Origin of the sequence: Serratia sp. (in: enterobacteria) (assembly GCF_046715635.1) — a bacterium.
Classification (GTDB): Bacteria; Pseudomonadota; Gammaproteobacteria; order Enterobacterales; family Enterobacteriaceae; genus Chania.
Map to the genome: position 1 here is coordinate 1 of NZ_JBKJYW010000536.1, position 18,678 is coordinate 18,678.

General features: G+C 56.4%; 17 protein-coding genes, 1 pseudogene and 1 riboswitch. Of the genes and pseudogenes, 12 read left to right on the forward strand and 6 right to left on the reverse strand.

Annotated features, from left to right (window positions below):
* Window positions 1-56 precede the first annotated feature (56 nt).
* Both hldE and yjeH read left to right on the forward strand, forming a co-directional pair.
* Complete coding sequence (hldE, locus tag ACLQ7H_RS27520; RefSeq protein WP_411755411.1) at window positions 57-1,487, forward strand: bifunctional D-glycero-beta-D-manno-heptose-7-phosphate kinase/D-glycero-beta-D-manno-heptose 1-phosphate adenylyltransferase HldE; 1,431 nt, start codon at window positions 57-59, stop codon at window positions 1,485-1,487.
* 156 nt (window positions 1,488-1,643) lie between these two features.
* Complete coding sequence (gene yjeH / locus ACLQ7H_RS27525; protein ID WP_411755412.1) at window positions 1,644-2,897, forward strand: L-methionine/branched-chain amino acid transporter; 1,254 nt, start codon at window positions 1,644-1,646, stop codon at window positions 2,895-2,897.
* Between the two features lie 29 nt (window positions 2,898-2,926).
* On the opposite strand, the gene ubiK is transcribed toward yjeH, so the two are convergent.
* Window positions 2,927-3,202 carry a ubiquinone biosynthesis accessory factor UbiK gene (ubiK, locus tag ACLQ7H_RS27530; RefSeq protein WP_024528278.1) on the reverse strand — a complete coding sequence of 92 codons (276 nt, stop codon included), beginning with the start codon at window positions 3,200-3,202 and terminating at the stop codon, window positions 2,927-2,929.
* Between the two features lie 147 nt (window positions 3,203-3,349).
* Window positions 3,350-3,511: riboswitch (FMN riboswitch) on the forward strand.
* A gap of 111 nt (window positions 3,512-3,622) precedes the next feature.
* Here ubiK and ribB point away from each other — a divergent pair.
* Window positions 3,623-4,276: a 3,4-dihydroxy-2-butanone-4-phosphate synthase gene (gene ribB / locus ACLQ7H_RS27535; protein ID WP_024483050.1), complete on the forward strand. Its 654-nt coding sequence runs from the start codon at window positions 3,623-3,625 to the stop codon at window positions 4,274-4,276.
* Window positions 4,277-4,384: 108 nt separating this feature from the next.
* Here the strand turns inward: ribB and zupT are convergent, their stop codons facing one another.
* Window positions 4,385-5,152, reverse strand: coding sequence for a zinc transporter ZupT (zupT, locus tag ACLQ7H_RS27540; protein ID WP_411755413.1), 768 nt, complete (start codon window positions 5,150-5,152; stop codon window positions 4,385-4,387).
* Window positions 5,153-5,359: 207 nt separating this feature from the next.
* Here zupT and ygiD point away from each other — a divergent pair, with 207 nt between their 5' ends.
* Window positions 5,360-6,142 (forward strand): 4,5-DOPA dioxygenase extradiol, encoded by a 783-nt coding sequence (gene ygiD / locus ACLQ7H_RS27545; RefSeq protein ID WP_411755414.1) that lies wholly within the window; start codon window positions 5,360-5,362, stop codon window positions 6,140-6,142.
* A 50-nt stretch (window positions 6,143-6,192) separates the two neighbouring features.
* On the opposite strand, the gene ACLQ7H_RS27550 is transcribed toward ygiD, so the two are convergent.
* A complete protein-coding gene (locus ACLQ7H_RS27550; protein WP_411755415.1) occupies window positions 6,193-7,353 on the reverse strand; it encodes a glutathionylspermidine synthase family protein in 1,161 nt (386 codons plus the stop codon).
* Window positions 7,354-7,356: 3 nt separating this feature from the next.
* Window positions 7,357-8,016, reverse strand: coding sequence for a DUF1190 family protein (locus tag ACLQ7H_RS27555; RefSeq protein ID WP_411755416.1), 660 nt, complete (start codon window positions 8,014-8,016; stop codon window positions 7,357-7,359).
* Between the two features lie 350 nt (window positions 8,017-8,366).
* Here ACLQ7H_RS27555 and dhaK point away from each other — a divergent pair, with 350 nt between their 5' ends.
* From dhaK to dhaM, 3 genes are read left to right on the forward strand one after another with little or no spacing between them, the layout of a single operon-like run.
* Window positions 8,367-9,434: a dihydroxyacetone kinase subunit DhaK gene (dhaK, locus tag ACLQ7H_RS27560; protein ID WP_411755417.1), complete on the forward strand. Its 1,068-nt coding sequence runs from the start codon at window positions 8,367-8,369 to the stop codon at window positions 9,432-9,434.
* Between the two features lie 9 nt (window positions 9,435-9,443).
* Complete coding sequence (gene dhaL, locus ACLQ7H_RS27565) at window positions 9,444-10,082, forward strand: dihydroxyacetone kinase subunit DhaL (RefSeq protein ID WP_411755418.1); 639 nt, start codon at window positions 9,444-9,446, stop codon at window positions 10,080-10,082.
* Window positions 10,079-11,509, forward strand: coding sequence for a dihydroxyacetone kinase phosphoryl donor subunit DhaM (dhaM, locus tag ACLQ7H_RS27570; RefSeq protein ID WP_411755419.1), 1,431 nt, complete (start codon window positions 10,079-10,081; stop codon window positions 11,507-11,509). The genes dhaL and dhaM overlap by 4 nt, the downstream gene beginning before the upstream one ends.
* Here dhaM and dhaR read toward each other — a convergent pair.
* Window positions 11,506-13,455 (reverse strand): dihydroxyacetone kinase operon transcriptional regulator DhaR, encoded by a 1,950-nt coding sequence (gene dhaR, locus ACLQ7H_RS27575; RefSeq protein WP_411755420.1) that lies wholly within the window; start codon window positions 13,453-13,455, stop codon window positions 11,506-11,508. The genes dhaM and dhaR overlap by 4 nt on opposite strands.
* Window positions 13,456-13,616: 161 nt before the next feature.
* Window positions 13,617-15,044 (reverse strand): outer membrane channel protein TolC, encoded by a 1,428-nt coding sequence (tolC, locus tag ACLQ7H_RS27580; RefSeq protein ID WP_411755421.1) that lies wholly within the window; start codon window positions 15,042-15,044, stop codon window positions 13,617-13,619.
* Window positions 15,045-15,327: 283 nt separating this feature from the next.
* Between tolC and nudF the strand changes: the two genes are divergently transcribed.
* The 5 genes and pseudogenes from nudF to ACLQ7H_RS27605 form a co-directional block, all read left to right on the forward strand.
* On the forward strand, window positions 15,328-15,960 hold the full coding sequence (gene nudF, locus ACLQ7H_RS27585) for an ADP-ribose diphosphatase (RefSeq protein ID WP_411755422.1): 633 nt from the start codon (window positions 15,328-15,330) through the stop codon (window positions 15,958-15,960).
* Complete coding sequence (locus ACLQ7H_RS27590; protein WP_411755423.1) at window positions 15,961-16,386, forward strand: DUF1249 family protein; 426 nt, start codon at window positions 15,961-15,963, stop codon at window positions 16,384-16,386. It begins immediately after the preceding gene.
* Window positions 16,387-16,542: 156 nt separating this feature from the next.
* On the forward strand, window positions 16,543-17,370 hold the full coding sequence (gene cpdA / locus ACLQ7H_RS27595) for a 3',5'-cyclic-AMP phosphodiesterase (protein ID WP_411755424.1): 828 nt from the start codon (window positions 16,543-16,545) through the stop codon (window positions 17,368-17,370).
* Window positions 17,370-17,945 (forward strand): esterase YqiA, encoded by a 576-nt coding sequence (gene yqiA, locus ACLQ7H_RS27600; RefSeq protein ID WP_411755425.1) that lies wholly within the window; start codon window positions 17,370-17,372, stop codon window positions 17,943-17,945. Before cpdA ends, yqiA begins: the two co-directional genes overlap by 1 nt.
* A gap of 89 nt (window positions 17,946-18,034) precedes the next feature.
* Window positions 18,035-18,678 (forward strand): annotated as a pseudogene (locus ACLQ7H_RS27605) (DNA topoisomerase 4 subunit B); the annotation flags it as partial.

Below are 18,678 nucleotides of genomic sequence, written 5' to 3' on the forward strand. Positions count from 1 at the left end.
GGCTATTATGCTAATATCTGCCGAATTTATTTTTATGACTTGTTTGGAGTTATCGGATGAAAGTTACACTACCTGATTTTCGCCGCGCCGGTGTGTTGGTGGTTGGTGACGTCATGTTGGATCGCTACTGGTATGGGCCGACCAGCCGAATTTCACCGGAAGCGCCGGTGCCGGTGGTCAAGGTTGAGACCATAGAAGAGCGTCCCGGTGGTGCGGCTAACGTCGCGATGAACATCGCCTCGTTGGGTGCCAATTCACGCCTGGTGGGCCTGACGGGGATCGACGACGCGGCGCGTGCGTTGAGCGCCAAGCTCAACGAAGTTAATGTGCGCTGCGACTTTGTCTCGGTGCCGACGCACCCAACCATCACCAAGCTGCGCGTACTTTCCCGTAACCAACAGTTGATCCGTCTGGACTTCGAAGAAGGTTTCTCCAACGTCGATCCGCAGCCGATCATGGAGCGTATCCAGCAGGCATTGCCGCAGATTGGCGCACTGGTGCTGTCGGATTACGCCAAGGGTGCGTTGAGCAAGGTGCAGGGCATGATCGCACTGGCGCGTGCTGCGAAGGTTCCGGTGCTGATCGACCCGAAAGGCACCGATTTTGAACGTTACCGTGGTGCCACGCTGCTGACCCCAAACCTGTCCGAATTTGAAGCCGTGGTCGGTCATTGTCAAAGCGAAGAGGAACTGGTTAAGCGTGGTATGAAGCTGGTGGCGGACTTTGAGCTGTCTGCACTGCTGATCACCCGTTCCGAGCAGGGGATGACGCTGCTGCAGCCAGGCCGTGAGCCGTTGCATCTGCCAACCCAGGCGCAGGAAGTGTTCGACGTGACCGGCGCCGGTGATACGGTGATCGGTGTGCTGGCCGCCGCCCTGGCTGCAGGTAATACGCTGGAAGAATCCTGCTTCCTGGCTAACGCCGCCGCCGGTGTGGTGGTAGGTAAGTTGGGTACCTCGACCGTCTCGCCAATCGAACTGGAAAATGCCATTCGTGGCCGTGCCGAAACCGGCTTTGGCGTAATGACCGAGGCCGAGTTGAAAAAAGCGGTAGCGCAGGCGCGTCAACGCGGCGAGAAAGTGGTGATGACTAACGGCATCTTCGACATTCTGCACGCAGGCCATGTCTCGTACCTGGCGAATGCGCGCAAATTGGGCGATCGCCTGATCGTGGCGGTGAACAGCGATGCGTCAACCAAACGCCTGAAAGGGGAAACCCGCCCGGTTAACCTGTTGGAAAACCGCATGGTGGTGCTGGGCGCGCTGGGAGCCGTGGATTGGGTGGTACCGTTCGAAGAAGATACGCCGCAACGCCTGATCGCCGAAGTTCTGCCAGATCTGCTGGTGAAGGGCGGTGACTACCAGCCGCATGAAATTGCCGGCAGTGCCGAAGTCTGGGCCAACGGTGGCGATGTGCGGGTACTGAACTTTGAAGATGGGTTATCCACCACCAACATCATCAAGGCTATCAAGGATGGTCGTGGTTAACTTTATTTATATATCTATACCCTATGGATTTCAAGCTGCAGCTAGGCGACAAGCTTACCCATCCCCAGGAGCTTACTTTTGTAAGTGACTGGGGTGGGTAAGCGCAGGTAACAACGCTGCAGCTTGAAAGACGACGGGTAAACAGGGTGGTTTGCAGTGAGTGGACTTAAGCAGGAGCTGAGTTTAGCGCAGGGCGTTGGGCTATTGTCCACTTCACTGCTGGGTACCGGGGTCTTTGCCGTTCCGGCATTGGCAGCGCAGGTGGCGGGCGGCGATAGCCTGTGGGCCTGGCCAATACTGATTGTGCTGGTATTCCCGATCGCCATCGCTTTTGCGGCGTTGGGCCGCCATTTCCCCAGCGCCGGTGGTGCCGCGCATTTTGTCGGTCTGGCCTTTGGGCCACGCATGGCAAAGGTAACCGCTTGGCTGTTCCTCTCTGTGATCCCCGTCGGCTTGCCCGCCGCTTTACAAATCGCCGCAGGGTTCTGGCAGGCGACCTTTGGTTGGGATGCCAACGGCCTGTTGCTGGTGCAAATTGTCACGCTGGTGGTGATTTGGCTGCTTGGCACACGCAGCGCCGGTTCCAGTGCCAATATTCAAACCTTGATTGCCCTTCTGGTGATAGCTCTGGTTGGGGCTATCTGGTGGCAAGGCGGCATTACTCCATCCCAAATCCCATGGCCCGCGGTCAGCGACATTTCTCCTCCTACTATGTTCCACGCGTTGGCGGTGATGTTCTGGTGCTTTGTCGGGCTGGAGGCTTTTGCTCATCTGGCGACCGAGTTTCGCCATCCAGAACGGGACTTTCCGCGCGCGTTAATGCTCGGGCTGTTGGTGGCGGGAGCGGTCTATTGGGGCTGTACCGTGGCGGTGCTGCACTTCCATGCTTACGGCGAACATCAGGCGGCGGCCGCTTCATTGCCGGGGATCGTGGTGCAACTGTTTGGCGAACATGCGCTGTGGATTGCCTGCATCATCGGCTATCTGGCTTGTTTTGCCAGCGTGAATATCTACACCCAGAGCTTTGCCCGCCTGGTCTGGTCTCAGGCCCAGGAAAAGCCGGCTAGCGGGCTGGCTAAACTCTCTGCGGGTCAGGTGCCGGTCAATGCATTGAGCGCGGTGGTAGGTTGCTGCCTGCTGTTCACTTTGCTGATCTACACCCTGAAGCTGCCGCTGGATACGTTGCTGGTGTATGCCAATGGCATTTTCGTGCTGATTTATCTGCTGTGCATGTTGGCAGGCGGGCGGATCTTGCAGGGACGTTCGCGGCTGATGGCGATCGTTGGCTCTGCGTTGTGCTTGTTATTGCTGGTGATTATCGGCTGGAAAAGCCTGTATGCGCTGGCGATGTTGGTGCTGATTTGGCTGGTGCTGCCGCGTAAAACGCCGGCGGTGGCCTCCAAGCACTAAGGGCGCACTGGTGCGCCCCTTACAATAATTTATTCGTCTGCTGGCTTGGCTACCGGGGCGGTATTCAGCTTGCCTTCCAGTTCGGTCAGACGCTGTTCCAGCAATGCCAACTTCTCACGGGTGCGCAGCAGTACCTGGGTCTGCACGTCAAATTCTTCGCGGTTAACCAGATCCAGACGGGTCAACTGCGCTTGCAGCACCTGGCGGATTTTTTTCTCAACGTCTTCCCCGAATTCACGTACGCCTTTAGGCATCGACTCTTGGACCTGGCGTGCGATCTGTTCAATTTTTTTCGGGTCAATCATGGCGTTTCCCTTTCTGATATTTGGTGGCAGATGCCTAGTGTAATGCGAGTTGCTCGCCGGATAAACCATTACCGTGTTTGCTGCGCGATCCCTCATTACGCGACCGGATGGCTTGAAACACCAAAGCGATGGGGTTATAGTCGATATGCTTATTCTCAGGGCGGGGTGCAAGTCCCCACCGGCGGTAAATCACCTTTCACGGTGAAAGCCCGCGAGCGCTCAACCTATCTCTCAGGAGTGGGTTAGAGGTCAGCAGATCCGGTGTAATTCCGGGGCCGACGGTTATAGTCCGGATGGGAGAGAGTAACGACACCTGTCGGGCATATGCCCCGCTTGCGTTATTTTTTTGGCTATTGGCATAGCCACTCCTCAAGATCGCCCTGGTTCTGGTAATCCATAATTTTAATGAGGTTTTTTACCATGAATCAGACTCTACTTTCAGATTTCGGCACGCCGGAAGAACGCGTTGAACGCGCTCTTGATGCACTGCGCAACGGGCGCGGTGTGATGGTGCTTGATGATGAAAACCGTGAAAACGAAGGTGACATGATCTTCGCCGCAGAAACCATGACCGTTGAGCAGATGGCGCTGACCATTCGCCACGGTAGCGGCATTGTTTGCCTGTGTATCACCGAAGATCGCCGCCAGCAGCTCGAGCTGCCGATGATGGTCACCAACAACTCCAGCCAGTTCCAGACCGCCTTTACCGTAACGATTGAAGCGGCGCAGGGCGTGACCACTGGCGTATCGGCTGGCGATCGCCTGACGACCATCCGTGCTGCCATTGCAGACGGTGCCAAGCCGAGCGATTTGAACCGCCCGGGCCATGTGTTCCCGCTGCGTGCTCAGCCTGGTGGCGTATTGAACCGCCGTGGCCACACTGAAGCAACCATCGATCTGGTCTCAATGGCCGGTTTCAAACCCGCTGGCGTGCTGTGCGAGCTGACTAACGATGATGGCAGCATGGCGCATGCGCCAGAAGTGATCACCTTTGCCAAGCAGCATGACATGGTGGTGCTGACTATCGAAGATCTGGTGGCTTATCGCCAGTCGCATGAAAAGAAAGCCAGCTGATTAGCTGACGAAATACATAGGGGCGCATGCTGCGCCCGTCTGTAGCATTATTTGCCAGTTATCAATCTGAAGCCGCTTAACACGCGGCTTTTTTTATACTCAATGTGTTTAACCGATGCCGCCGCTTTGCAACAGCGTCAGGCTAAATCCCATTACCGCCATGCCGCACAGCACGCCGTAACTTGGATTATTGTTGGGATCGATCTCTTTGGCCAACGGCATTAATTCATCTACCGACAGCGCCACCATAATCCCGGCCACCGCAGCCATAATCGACGCCATCACCACCGGTGAAACCATGGGGCCGAGCACCAGGAAGGCCAGTACGCCACCCAGAATTTCTGCCATCCCGGAGATCCCAGACCACAGTAGCGCTTTGGTTTTAGAGCCGGTTGCCGCATACACCGGCCCGGCGACCGCCAACCCTTCTGGAATATTGTGGATGGCAACCGCTAGCGCAATGCCCATCCCCAATTCCAGATCGGCGCTGGCGGTGACAAAGGTGGCAATCCCTTCCGGGAAGTTGTGCAGGCTGATGCCGAGCGTCAGCAGCATGGCGGTGCGTTTCAGGTTATGGGGCTTGATGGGTTTTTGCACCAGGTCTTGCGGGTGCTGGTGTGGCAGCATGCGATCCAGCGCAAAGTAACCTAACAGCCCGAGCATAAACATGCCGTAGCCAAGCATGGGTGACATGCCGACGGTGTGCAGCGCAGCGGGCAGCATTTCCATCAATGAAATTAACAGCATAATCCCTGCGGCAAAGCCGAGCGCAAACGCCAGCAGGCGGTTGGAGGGCTTCTGGCCAATAATGCCGAGCAGGGCACCGACAAAGGTCGCGCCCCCGGCTAACAAGGTCAGGATCAGCGGTACAGACATGCATTTTCCTTGTATGCCAATAATATTTATCAGTTTCTGATACTAACAGAGCCAAGTCATAAATCGAGTGGATTTGGCGGATGGTTTCAATCGTTCCAGCCATTCAAATTTCTTGAAGATCACCATCAGGGTTATCCGGCTGCCTTGGTAGGGCAAACAGCGTAATGTAGTCAGCAGAACACTTGTCATGCTAACCAAGGATATTTTATGACCACCTCTCGTATGCCTGCACTCTTTCTTGGCCACGGAAGCCCGATGAACGTGCTGGAAGATAACCGCTATACCCAGGCCTGGCGTGCGTTGGGTGAGCAATTGCCACGGCCAAAGGCGATCGTTGCTGTGTCTGCCCACTGGTACACTCGTGGAACGGCAGTAACGGCGATGGAACATCCAAAAACCATTCACGATTTTGGCGGCTTCCCGCAGGCGCTGTTTGATACGCAGTATCCGGCACCGGGTTCACCGGAGTTGGCGGCAGAGCTGCAAAGCCTGCTGGCCCCGGCGCAGGTGATTGCCGATACCAGCGAATGGGGTTTGGATCACGGTAGCTGGGGCGTGCTGATCAAGATGTACCCGCAAGCCGATATCCCGGTGGTGCAACTGAGCATCGATGGCACTCAGCCCGCGGAATACCATTTTGAGCTCGGCCGTAAGCTGGCGGCGCTGCGTGAGCGGGGGATAATGATCGTGGCCAGCGGCAACGTGGTGCATAACCTGCGCATGGCGAAATGGCAGGGTGACACCAGCCCGTATCCTTGGGCGGAGTCATTCAACCAGTACGTACGTGATAACCTGGATTATCAGGGCGAGCATCACCCGCTGGTGAATTTTATGCAGCATGAAGGCGCGGCGTTGTCGAATCCGACGCCGGAGCATTATCTGCCATTGCTGTATGTTCTGGGTGGCTGGGATGGTAAAGAGCCGATCTCGGTGCCGATCGATGGGATCGAAATGGCCGCGCTGAGTATGCTTTCGGTGCAGATTGGTTGAATAAAAAAGGCGCGAAATTTTCGCGCCTTTAGTCATTTCTGGTTTAACCGTTAGCCAAGAATAATATGCGGATAGAAGCGTGACAGATCCTGGGTGATCAACTCGCGATCTTCACGCAGGCCGATGCCGCAAGGCTGATCGTTGACCAGCCAGCTGCCGATCAGCGTATAGCTGCCTTCAAACTGTGGCAACTGATGGAACTGCTGCACAATCATGCCTTCTTCGCCGTATGGCCCATCTACGCGCGCCACTTCCTGACCGTTCTGCACGATCTGGATGTTGGCACCTTCGCGTGAGAACAGCGGCTTGGTGACGTAATGATCCATCTGCGGATGATCGTCCTCGGCAAAGTAGGCTGGCAGCAGGTTTGGATGGTCTGGGAACATTTCCCACAACAGCGGTAGCAGAGCCTTGTTGGAGATAATGCTCTTCCAGGCCGGTTCCAGCCAGCGTACGCCAGCGTCTTCCAGCTTGGTGGAGAACATCTCGCGCAGCATAAATTCCCACGGATAGAGTTTGAACAGGTTACCGATAACCTGATTTTGCAGATCGGTAAACTGGCCTTTCTCACCCAGGCCAATTTCTTCCATAAACAGGAACTCGGTCGGCAGGCCCGCTTCCAGCGCGCAATCTTGCAGATATTGCACCGTACCGCGATCTTCCTCGCTGTCTTGGCAGCAGGCCAGATGCAGCAGGCCAAAACCGTGATTGGCTTGCAGATCGGCGAAACGTTCAATCAGCTTTTCTTGCAGGCTGTTGTACTGGTCAGAGGCGGGATCCAGCTTGCCGGCATTGATCTGATCTTCCAGCCACAGCCATTGGAAGAACGCAGCCTCATACAGTGAGGTTGGCGTATCGGCGTTATTTTCCAACAGCTTGGGTGGATTGATGCCGTCATAGGCCAGATCGAGGCGTGAATACAGCGAAGGCTGATTAGTGCGCCAGGAACTGCGAACGAATTCCCAGGTGTGCTTGGGGATGCAGAATTTGGTCATCAGTTGATCGCTGTTGACCACTTTATCTACCACCTTCAGGCACATCTGGTGCAGTTCGGCGGTAGCATCTTCCAGCTCTTCGATCTGCGCTAACGTGAATTGGTAATAGGCATCTTCACACCAGTAGGGTTCGCCGTACATGGTGTGAAAGGCGAAACCAAACTCGGTGGCTTTTTCGCGCCAGTCTGGGCGCTCGCTAATCGCAACGCGTTTCATGCCTTAACCGCCCATGCTGCGTGAGCTGCTGGAAGTGGCGCTGCTGCGTTGCATGCTGGTCTGTTTGGCCACGGACTCACCGAAACCACCACGTGTAACGGTATTGGTCACAGCGGGTTTGGGGGCCATTGCGGTTTTGGGTACCGTCATGGAGCGGCCACCAGCGCTTGCCGGGCCATAGCTTTTACCGCTGGCGTCAACAAACTTGCCGTTTGCCGGGCTGGCGGCGTTTTTAGAGGTAAACAGCGGCTGTTGAGCGTAGCCTCCGCCACCCATCATGCGGCCCATCATGTAACCCGCCATCAGCGGCATCCACATGCTGCCACTGCTTTGTGATTCTGCGGCCATGCCAGCCTGTGCTGGAGCCTGAGTACATTGCGCTTCGCCGAATTCGGCTACGCAGTCTTCACGGGTGGCGTACTTAGGCGCGGTTTTTTCCGCTTCCTTCAGCGCGTTGTTATACGCGGTGGTGCACTGCTCGCTCATCGACGGGTTGGAGGTGGAACAATCGTCGGCATTTTTATACAGAGAAACCGTCTCATCCGCCTGTTCGCAGCCGGCCAGCATAAACACTGCGCTGATCGCCAAAGCCACGGGCGCAACACGGTAGCTGCGCCAGGATTTGCGGAAGGTGTCTTTGTTGATGTTTTTGGTCCGTTTCATCGCTATTTATCCCATCATGCGGGCTGTAGTCGCCCTTGCCCAGTAGTGGTCGATAGGATAGGGGAAAGATGCTCAAAATTAAAGCTGAAATGCCCGTAGGATCCACTCTTTACGCACTTATACGTTGCGATGTGCGCCAGTTCGCTTTACGGCGCATAACCACAGTAAAAGCGTTACATAATGGAACGTTTTGCCTGACGCTATGTTCCATTATGTAACGTTTTTTTCCTTAGTCGCCAAGCGGCTAGCAGGCCGTATAGTCAGAAATATAACAACGTGTTGAAACTGACATCTGCAATCTGAACGTTATCGGGTTAACGAGCCCGCAGTCCCCTACAGAGGAGTGAACCGTGAAGAAGCTTATCAATAAGGTTGATTCGGTACTTGATGAACAATTACTGGGAATGGCCGCCGCTCACCCGGAGCTGCAACTGCATCAGGATCCGGTGTTTGTGACCCGCACGGCGGGGCCAATCCCAGGCAAAGTGGCGATCCTGTCTGGCGGTGGTAGCGGCCATGAGCCGATGCACTGTGGTTTCGTGGGCGAGGGAATGCTGGACGGTGCTTGCCCAGGGGAGATTTTCACCTCGCCAACGCCGGATAAAATGTACGACTGCGGCCAGGCCATTGATGGCGGTGCCGGGGTATTGCTGATTATCAAGAACTACACCGGTGACATCCTCAATTTTGAAACGGCCACCGAATTGCTGCATGACAGCGGCGTGCCAGTGGCAACGGTGCTGGTGGATGACGATGTAGCGGTCAAAGATAGCCTGTTCACCGCTGGCCGACGTGGCGTTGCCAACACGGTACTGTTGGAAAAACTGCTCGGCGCGGCAGCGGTACGGGGGGATGATCTGGACGCCCTGGTAACGTTGGGGCACAAAATCAACAATCAGGGTCACTCACTGGGGATTGCTCTGGGCGCTTGCACCGTGCCTGCGGCAGGTAAACCGTCGTTTACCTTGGCGGATAACGAGATGGAGTTCGGCGTTGGCATCCACGGCGAACCGGGGATCGAACGGCGAACGTTCACCACCCTCGATCAAACGGTGGATGACATGTTTGCTACCCTGATCGATAACGGTGATTACCAGCGTACGGTCCGTGTTTGGGATCGTCAGCAGGGGGAATGGCGTGAAGACAAGCAAAGCAAGCGAGCCTTGACGCAGGGCGACCGGGTAATTGCGCTGGTCAATAACCTGGGGGCCACGCCGCTTTCCGAACTGTACGGGGTTTACCATCGTTTGGCACAGCGCTGTGCTGCGGCGGGGATTATCATTGAACGTAATCTGGTGGGGTCATACTGCACCGCACTGGATATGCAGGGGGTTTCCATCACCTTGCTGCAAGTGGATGACGAACTGTTATCGCTGTGGGATGCGCCGGTGAACACGCCAGCGCTGCGTTGGGGCTGAGGAGAGATCATGACATTAGGCAAACAGCAGGTGGTTGAGTGGTTGATGCGTTGTGGTGAGGTGTTTACCCGCGAGCGTGATTTCTTGACTCAGTTGGATAGCGATATTGGCGATGGCGACCACGGCCTGAATATGAATCGTGGTTTTAGCAAGGTGGTGGAAAAGCTGCCCTCGGTTGCGGACAAGGACATCGGCTTTATTCTCAAGAACACCGGTATGACGCTGCTCTCCAGCGTTGGCGGTGCCAGCGGTCCGCTGTTTGGCACCTTCTTCATCCGTGCAGCTCAGGCGGCCAATGCCAAGCAGAGCCTGGATCTGGCGGAGTTGAAGCAGGTGATCCAGGAAGGCGCAGAAGGCGTAGCGATGCGCGGCAAGGCAGAACCAGGCGATAAAACCATGTGTGATGTCTGGGGGCCGGTCGTCGCAAGCCTGGGCGAGTCGCTACAACAGCAGCTTAGCGTGACCCAAGCGCTCCAACAGGCCGCCGTTCGGGCGGAGCAGGCTGCACAGGCCACCATCGTCATGCAGGCCCGTAAAGGGCGCGCCAGCTATTTGGGTGAACGCAGCATCGGCCATCAGGATCCGGGCGCCACCTCCGTCATGTTGATGATACAAACGCTGGCCCAGGTGGTCGAGGAGGCCGGATGATCAATATCGTTGTGGTTTCGCACAGTGCACAACTGGCGCAGGGTGTTGAGCAACTCGCCCGCCAGATGATGCGCGGCGAGGGTTGCAAACTGGCGCTGGCCGCGGGGGTCGATGATGAGTTACACCCGATCGGCACCGATGCGGTGAAAGTGATGGCAGCGATCGAGTCTGTCGCTGACGGAGCGGCGATCGTGGTGCTGATGGATCTCGGCAGCGCATTATTGAGTGCGGAAACCGCGCTTGAGCTGCTCGACCCAGAAGTAGCGGCCAAGGTGGTGTTGTGTGCAGCACCGCTGGTGGAAGGTACGCTGGCAGCGGTCGTAGCAGCCAACGCGGGCGGTAGCCTGGAGCAGGTGCTGGCAGAGGCGAAAGGGGCCTTGCAGGCCAAGCAGGTGCAGCTTGGTGAGGAAATACCCGCTAGCAAGCCACTGAATTTACCGCTGAGCCAGGGAAAAAGTCTGAGTTGGACGGTACAGAATCCACACGGGTTGCACGCCCGTCCGGCGGCGCGTCTGGCAGAGGCTCTGGCTCCTTTTGCAGCGGAACTGGTGCTGGAAAAGCACGGCCAGTGCGCAAATCCGCGCAGCCTGAATCAGCTGGCTTTGTTGCAGGTTCGTCACGGAGACACCATCCGCCTGATTGCCGATGGCGCACAGGCCGATGAGGCGCTGGCGGCTTTCAAGGCGTTGGCAGAGCAGCACTTTGGCGAAACGGTTTCTGAGCAGCAGTTGCCTTCACTGCACGGTATCCCTGTGGAGGAAAGCGTTAGCAGTGGCCCGATATTCCAGGTGTCGAACTTCTGGCCGCACACGGAAGAACGCCAGCTAGGGGCCGATGACGTGCTCAATGAGCAGCATCGCCTGCGCATCGCATTGCAGCAGACGTTAGACGATCTGAACAAGCTGGCGGATCGCACTGGCAACCTGATCGGCAAACCGCAGGCGGCGATCTTTGGGGCGCACAGCATGTTGCTTGACGATCCCGATCTGCAACAGGCCGCCTTCACCCGTATCGCCCAGCAGCAGTGCAGCGCGGAACAGGCCTGGCGGCTGGAGCTGGAGCAGATTGCCGCCGAGTATCGGGCGCTGGATGATGAGTATTTGCAGGCGCGGGAACTGGACGTGCGTGACATGCTGCGCCGTACGCTGAGCCATCTGGCACGGCAGCCTATCCCGGCGATCGTGCTCGCTGAGCCAGCAATCCTGGTGATGGATGAACTGATGCCTTCCGACGTCGTGATGCTCGATCGGCGCATGGTGCTCGGTATTTGCCTGAGCGGCGGCAATGCCTTGTCACACACGGCGATCCTGGCCAAAGCGATGGGGATCCCGATGGTGGTCGGCATGAGTGAATGCATGAGCAAGACCCGTAGCGGCCAGAAAGCGATGCTGGATGCGGCGCGCGGTACTTTACAGCTCAGCCATTAACCCCGCAGCTTGAATTGGCTGATATCGATATTCAACTGTTTGATTTTACGCCATAAGGTGGTGCGGCTGATACCCAGCAGCTGCGCCATTTCGTTAAGCTGCCCGTGGCTGACGTTGGCCACGCGGATAATCGCCTGCAGCTCCATTTCCGCCAGCGTCAGCAGCGGCATGGCCGGTTGAGTGTCGCTTTCCACTAGCGGCTGGTGGCTGAGCAGATGAGCGGGCAGATCGGCCAGTTGAATATGGTGGCCGTGGCAAATCATCGCGGCGCGCTCTATCACCCCTTTCAGTTCCAGATCGTTACCCGGCCACAGGTACAGACCAAGCTGAGTCATTACTTCATCATCCACCCGGAAGCGGCACTGAAAGTGTTGTTCCAGGGCGCGCAGATGGTGCTGAACCAGCAAGGGAATGTCGCTAATTCGCTGGCGTAACGGCGGAATCTTGATCTCGAAGGCCTGCAGGCTATAAAACAGCTGGCGGCGGAAACGGTTCTGCTGCACCAACAGCGGCAGGTTGGCGGCGCTGGTAGCGATCACCCGCACGTTCACCGGGATCACGCGGCTGGAATCCATACGCATCACCACGCCGGTTTTTATCACCTGCAACAGGGCGGACTGCATGGCCAGCGGCAGGTATTCGACCTGCTCGAGATGCAGCGTGCCGCCATTGGCCAATTCGAACTTGCTGAGCTTGCCAGCTTGCTCTTCGTTGGCGTCACTGCCCAACAGCTCCTTCAGCCCCTGCGTCTCAGGCAATAACTGGCAATTCAAGGCGATATAAGGTCCGGCGGCACGCTCGCTGGCATTGTGGATGGCCTGGCTGACCAGCTCTTTCCCCACGCCTTCTTCACCGCACAGCAAAATCGGGTGATTGCCCTTCGCCGCCTGCTGGCCATAGCGGATCAGGCGACGCATTTCCTGGGTGCCTGAGGGCATCTGTTCGAAGGTATGGCTGACCCGGCCAATCTGGCTGCTGACGTATTGATGCAACCTTTCCAGAGGATGCAGCAAGGCGATAAAGCTACAGTGCTCGCCGTCCAGGATCGGTTTGAGGGTAAGCAACGCGGCAATAAACTGACCCTGGCTTTCAAAGGTGACTTCTACATGTTGTAACGGCTGGCGTTGGCTGATGGCGCGGTTAAGCAACGCCGGTAACGTCAGCAACTGTGCCAGCGGTTTGCCCTGGCTTTGCTGTTCGTGCAGCTTAAGCATCGCGGCGGCGCGCGGGTTGATATATTGCAGGTAACCCCGGTGATCCCAGGCCATGACGCCGTCGTCGACGCTGTCCAGTAACCCGTTAAGCTGATTGAGATGGCGGTTGGATTCGGCCAACAGGCCGTCGGCGTTCAGGGCATTGCCGATCTCCCGGGCGATTGCCAGGATCAGGGAAAGATCGCCCGCATTGCAATCGGCCAACTGGCAGCCCAAAGCCAACATACCGCGCTGGCGGCCGCTATTGTCATGCACCGGTGCGGCGCAGAATGACCAGCCATGCAGCGCCTGGCGCACGTGTTCATCGCTATGGATCTGTACCGGATGGCCCTCGGACGCGGCCAGGGAAGAGGCATTGGTGCCGATATCGCCTTCCGCCCAATAAGCGCCGGGTGCGAAGCCCAGTTCGAGCAGTTGCTCGCCGGTCGCCTTGTCGCCGCATTGCCACAGCGTGCAGCCGCTTTCGTCGAGGATCAGCAACACGCAGTGGCGCTGTTCCATATATTCCCAGGCATCTTCCAACGCCGCCTGGCCGAGCGTAATGAAATCATCCTTACGCCGGCAGATCGAGTCGAAGGTGGTGCCCAGGGCACGATGTGGGGCTTTCCACACGGCGGGTTGCATCAGGTGGCTGCAGCGTAGCCAGGAGGCATAAATGGCCGGGGAGGGGCGTAGCTGTGGCGGTAACGCGCCTTCGGTAATCAACCGTTGCCAGAGTGAAGCGTTGTCCATCAGATCCCGTTTAGCAGATAAACCCAAATAGGGAGCTAATCATAACATTAACCCATTTAGAGGGGCTGTGAGGCGATGGGCAGATGCGGGATTATTGGATAAAAAAACGGGGCGCGGTAAATACCGGGCCCCGTTATTCGGTAGCTCAAAGCTGTCGCAGGTTATCTGCTGGCCGTTGGCGGGGTGGTGCTGGAACCGTCAACATAGGCATCTTGCGCCGCTGTTGGTGGTGCTACCACGTCTGGCGCGGTGGAGATTGGCTTGCCTAGTGCTCCGTTCAGCATCATCAGATCGTTTTCGTTCAGCGTACCGAGCGCCGATTTGATGTTCAACTGGTTGATCAGGTAAGAATAACGCGCATTGGAAAGCTGTTGCTTGGCGTTATACAGCGTGGTGGTCGCATCCAACACGTCGACGATGGTACGGGTACCCACTTCATAACCGGCTTCGGTCGCATCCAGAGAACTCTGGGCAGAAACCACCGCTTGTTTATAAGCGCTGATGCTGCTGATGGACGCAGAAACGTTGTTGAAGGAGGAACGCACGGTTTGCACCACGCTGCGGTGGGCGCTTTCCAACTGCTCGCTGGCACCGACGAAGTTATACTGCGCCTGTTCTACCCGCGAGTTGGTTACGCCGCCGTTGTACAGCGGCACGCTAACGCTGATACCGACCTGGTTCTGGCCAGTAATTGAATCGCTTCCATTACCACTAATACCGGTATTAGCTCTGGAACCCGTGTATTTGGAATTGGTGATCCCGGTAGAGGCATTTAAATCAACGGTTGGCATATAGCCGGTTTGCGCTGACTTGATCTGCTCACGGGCCAGATCCTGGCTCAGGCGGGCAGACAGCAGGCTCAGGTTACGGCTTTCCGCTTCCTTCAACAGGCTGTTGACGGCATCCGGGCGCTTGGTGCTGAACTTGTCGGTATCCAGCGAGGCCAGTTCCGGGTAGAAGGTGCCGGTGATCTGGCGTAACACTTCTACCGCGTTATCCAGGTTATTACGGGCGGTCACTTCGTTGGCCAGCACGGTATCGTAATTGGCACGGGCGTTCTGCACGTCGGTAATCGCTACCAGGCCCACGTTAAAGCGCTGGGTGGTTTGATCCAAGGTACGGTAAACCGCCTGTTTATTTGCCTGGGTGTAGGACAGGGCATCGATCGCCTGAAGTACGTTGAAATAGGCGGTGGCCGTATCCAGGATTAATTTCTGGGATGACGTCTGGAAAGTGACATCGGTAATACCGGCGGCTTTTTCCTGCAGCGTCAGCGCACGCCATTTGGACATATCAAAGATAGTCTGGGTCAGGGCCAATGAACCGTTGGTGGTATTGCTGTTGAGGCCATTGGCATCACGGAAACCATTACCGTAGGTATAACCGGCAGATAAGCCAAGCTGTGGCAGCAATGGGCTGCGTGCTTCGTTGATTTTTTCAAACGCCGCATCACGGTCAGCAGCGGTTTTACGCAGATCCGGGTTACTTTCCCTGGCCTGTTTGTAAACCTGCAACAGGTTCTCTGCCTGGCTCATGGTACTGAAGCCGGCGAGGCTCAGACCAATAAGAAGGGGGAGCAGTTTCTTCATTTGCATTCCTTGTTGTGCAGCAATATTGCTATGTTAGCGCTGACGATAGACGAATAGTTGCCAATTCTAGCAGAGTCTTCCGAGCGCTGAGGGTGGCTTAATGTGCCATCTCACAGAACTTTTACCTTGGTGTACGCTACGTTGACTGACGCTGGGCTATTTGCATCGGCGCTACCTGATATCATGGTTCACAATCTAACACAAAGCGGGTGAAGATAACCCCGCCGTTTCTGTCATCAAATCCCTTTATTTTGCCGGCATAATCACACAGGAGAATCCGTAGATGAACCGCTCGCAACCCTCACCCGTTACTTTCGACAAAAATGATGTAGAAATTATTGCACGAGAGACGCTATACCGTGGTTTTTTTTCACTCGACTTATATCGCTTTCGCCATCGTCTGTTCAACGGCGAGATGAGCGGTGAGGTCACTCGCGAAGTTTTTGAGCGCGGCCATGCGGCGGTGTTGCTACCCTATGATCCCATCAGGGACGAAGTGGTGCTGGTTGAACAACTGCGGATCCCGGCCATCGATAGCTCAGCTTCCCCTTGGCTGCTGGAAATGGTTGCGGGTATGATCGAAACGGGAGAAGGCGTTGAAGACGTATGCCGCCGCGAAGCATTGGAAGAGGCTGGCGTGGTGGTGGGGCGCTGCAAGCCGGTGCTGAGCTATCTGGCCAGCCCTGGCGGCACCAGCGAACGCCTGTCGATTATGGTCGGCGAAGTTGATGCCCTGACGGCCGAAGGGATCCACGGATTACCCGAAGAGCATGAAGATATCCGTGTCCACGTGGTCAGCCGCGAGCAGGCTTACCGCTGGGTTGAAGAAGGCGCGATTGATAATGCCGCATCAGTGATTGCATTGCAGTGGCTGGCGTTGCACCATGAATCGCTTAAAGCAGAATGGGCCAACTAAATGCAAAAGCGCTATACCCCTGACTTCCCCGAAATGATGAGATTGTGTGAAACCAACTTCGCGCAATTGCGGCGTTTGATGCCGCGTAACGACGAAGTCGATGAAACCATCACTTATCAGGTGAATGGCGCCCACTATCGTCTGACTATTGTTGAATCTACCCGTTACACCACGCTGGTGCAGATCGAGCAGACTGCGCCTGCGGTCAGCTACTGGAGCCTGCCTGCGATGACGGTGAGGCTGTACCACGACGCGATGGTTGCGGAAGTGTGTTCAAGTCAGCAGATCTATCGGTTTAAAGCGCGTTATGATTATCCGAACAAAAAGTTGCATCAACGTGACGAAAAGCATCAAATTAACCAGTTTCTTGCTGATTGGTTGCGCTACTGTTTAGCGCATGGAGCAATGGCGGTTCCGGTTTTGTAGTTACCCTATGGATTTCAAGTCGCAGCTAGGCGACAAAGGTAGGAGTCCCCAGGAGCTTACTTTTGGGTAAGTGACTGGGGTGAGTACCTGCAGGTAACAACACTGCGGCTTGAAATACGACGGGTATAGGCAGACTGAGATAACAAAGGACACTATTTGGAAAGCCTGTTTAGACTGCCCGTGGCGAGTGGGGCCAAGGTCAGGATCTTACAAATAACAGATACCCACCTGTTTGCTGGCAAGCATGAGACCTTGCTTGGCATAAACACCTATGCCAGCTATCACGCGGTGCTGGATGCGGTGATCGCGCAGCAGCGTGAGTGCGACCTGATCGTGGCAACCGGCGATCTGGCGCAGGATCATTCCCAAGCGGCATACCGGCACTTTGCCGAAGGTATCACCCGTTTGCCCGCGCCCTGTGTCTGGCTGCCGGGGAACCACGATTTTCAGCCTGCGATGGTAAATGCGCTGGCCGCCGCCGGTATCTCGCCTTCCAAGCAGGTGCTGCTGGGGGACAACTGGCAGGTGTTATTGCTGGATAGCCAGGTGTTTGGCGTGCCGCACGGCGAGCTGAGCGAATACCAGTTGGAGTGGATGGAGCGTTGCCTGGAGGCTCATCCAGAGCGTTATACGCTGCTGTTACTGCATCACCATCCGTTGCCTTCCGGCTGCACCTGGCTCGATCAACACAGTTTGCGTAACCCGCATACGCTGGCGGCCATGCTGTGGCGCTACCCGAAAGTGAACACCCTGCTGTGCGGGCATATCCACCAGGAGTTGGATCTGGGCTGGCACGGGCGTCGGCTGTTGGCCACGCCGTCCACCTGCGTGCAATTCAAGCCGCACTGCACCAATTTTACGATCGACGACGTTTCCCCAGGTTGGCGCTATCTCGACCTGTTGCCGGATGGCCGGGTGGAAACCCAGGTATTCCGGCTGGAAAACGATGACTTCCGCCCCGACATGGATTCGGACGGCTACTGATGCCTTCAACCTTACTTTACCTGCACGGTTTCAACAGCTCGCCGCTTTCGGCCAAGGCCACGGCGTTCAAAGCCTGGCTGGCGGAACATCATCCCAATATCGACATGCTGGTACCGCAGTTGCCGCCTTACCCGGCGGAGGCGGCGGAAATGCTGGAAGATATGGTGATGGCGCGGGCAGGCCAGACGATGGGGATCGTAGGCTCCTCGTTGGGCGGTTATTATGCCACCTGGTTATCGCAGTGTTTTGCGTTGCCGGCGGTAGTGGTAAACCCTGCGGTGAAGCCGTATGAGCTGCTGATCGACTATCTCGGGCGCAACGAGAACCCCTACACCGGGCAGCAATATGTGTTAGAGTCACGCCACGTTTATGATCTGAAAGTGATGCAGGTCGATCCCTTGGAGTCGCCGGATTTAATCTGGTTGCTACAGCAAACGGGCGATGAAATTCTCGATTACGGCCAGGCTGTGGGTTATTACACCGCCTGTCGGCAAACGGTGGAGTCGGGCGGAAACCACGCTTTCGTCGGTTTCGAGCACTACTTCCCCCAGATTGTGGATTTTTTAGGGCTATGACGCCGCAGCAACTTCAGCTATCACAGATATACTGAACAGGCAGCAGGCGATTTCGGCACCTTCCCTCAACCACGAAAAAATAATCAACGATGACTCAATCCAGCTATAACGCTGATGCCATTGAAGTACTCAGCGGTCTAGAACCAGTGCGCCGTCGTCCCGGTATGTATACCGACACGACGCGTCCGAACCACCTCGGCCAAGAGGTGATTGATAACAGCGTCGATGAAGCGTTGGCGGGCCATGCCAAGCGTATCGACGTGATCCTGCACGCCGATCAGTCACTGGAAGTGATCGACGACGGCCGCGGCATGCCGGTGGATATCCACCCTGAAGAAGGCGTACCGGCGGTTGAGTTGATCATGTGTCGTCTGCACGCGGGCGGTAAATTTTCCAACAAGAACTACCAGTTCTCCGGCGGCCTGCACGGCGTGGGGATTTCGGTGGTTAACGCCCTGTCGAAACGGGTGGAAGTCAGCGTTAAGCGCGACGGTAACGTCTATAGCATCGCCTTCGAAAATGGCGATAAGGTGCAGGAATTGGCGGTAACCGGTAGTTGCGGCAAACGCAATACCGGCACCAGCATCCATTTCTGGCCTGACGAGCAGTTCTTCGACAGCCCGCGCTTCTCGGTTTCCCGCCTTTCGCACCTGCTGAAAGCCAAAGCGGTATTGTGCCCCGGCGTTGAAATCTACTTTATCGACAAGCTGAACAATACCGAGCAGCGCTGGTG

What these genes read in the sequence shown, in the direction of transcription:
- ubiK (WP_024528278.1), bottom strand. Translation starts at nt 3,202, where the DNA reads ATGATTGACCCGAAAAAAATTGAACAGATCGCACGCCAGGTCCAAGAG.
- hldE (WP_411755411.1), top strand. Translation starts at nt 57, where the DNA reads ATGAAAGTTACACTACCTGATTTTCGCCGCGCCGGTGTGTTGGTGGTT.
- ygiD (WP_411755414.1), top strand. Translation starts at nt 5,360, where the DNA reads ATGACCACCTCTCGTATGCCTGCACTCTTTCTTGGCCACGGAAGCCCG.
- ACLQ7H_RS27590 (WP_411755423.1), top strand. Translation starts at nt 15,961, where the DNA reads ATGCAAAAGCGCTATACCCCTGACTTCCCCGAAATGATGAGATTGTGT.
- ACLQ7H_RS27550 (WP_411755415.1), bottom strand. Translation starts at nt 7,353, where the DNA reads ATGAAACGCGTTGCGATTAGCGAGCGCCCAGACTGGCGCGAAAAAGCC.
- tolC (WP_411755421.1), bottom strand. Translation starts at nt 15,044, where the DNA reads ATGAAGAAACTGCTCCCCCTTCTTATTGGTCTGAGCCTCGCCGGCTTC.
- dhaL (WP_411755418.1), top strand. Translation starts at nt 9,444, where the DNA reads ATGACATTAGGCAAACAGCAGGTGGTTGAGTGGTTGATGCGTTGTGGT.
- dhaM (WP_411755419.1), top strand. Translation starts at nt 10,079, where the DNA reads ATGATCAATATCGTTGTGGTTTCGCACAGTGCACAACTGGCGCAGGGT.
- zupT (WP_411755413.1), bottom strand. Translation starts at nt 5,152, where the DNA reads ATGTCTGTACCGCTGATCCTGACCTTGTTAGCCGGGGGCGCGACCTTT.
- ACLQ7H_RS27555 (WP_411755416.1), bottom strand. Translation starts at nt 8,016, where the DNA reads ATGAAACGGACCAAAAACATCAACAAAGACACCTTCCGCAAATCCTGG.
- yqiA (WP_411755425.1), top strand. Translation starts at nt 17,370, where the DNA reads ATGCCTTCAACCTTACTTTACCTGCACGGTTTCAACAGCTCGCCGCTT.
- ribB (WP_024483050.1), top strand. Translation starts at nt 3,623, where the DNA reads ATGAATCAGACTCTACTTTCAGATTTCGGCACGCCGGAAGAACGCGTT.
- dhaR (WP_411755420.1), bottom strand. Translation starts at nt 13,455, where the DNA reads ATGGACAACGCTTCACTCTGGCAACGGTTGATTACCGAAGGCGCGTTA.
- nudF (WP_411755422.1), top strand. Translation starts at nt 15,328, where the DNA reads ATGAACCGCTCGCAACCCTCACCCGTTACTTTCGACAAAAATGATGTA.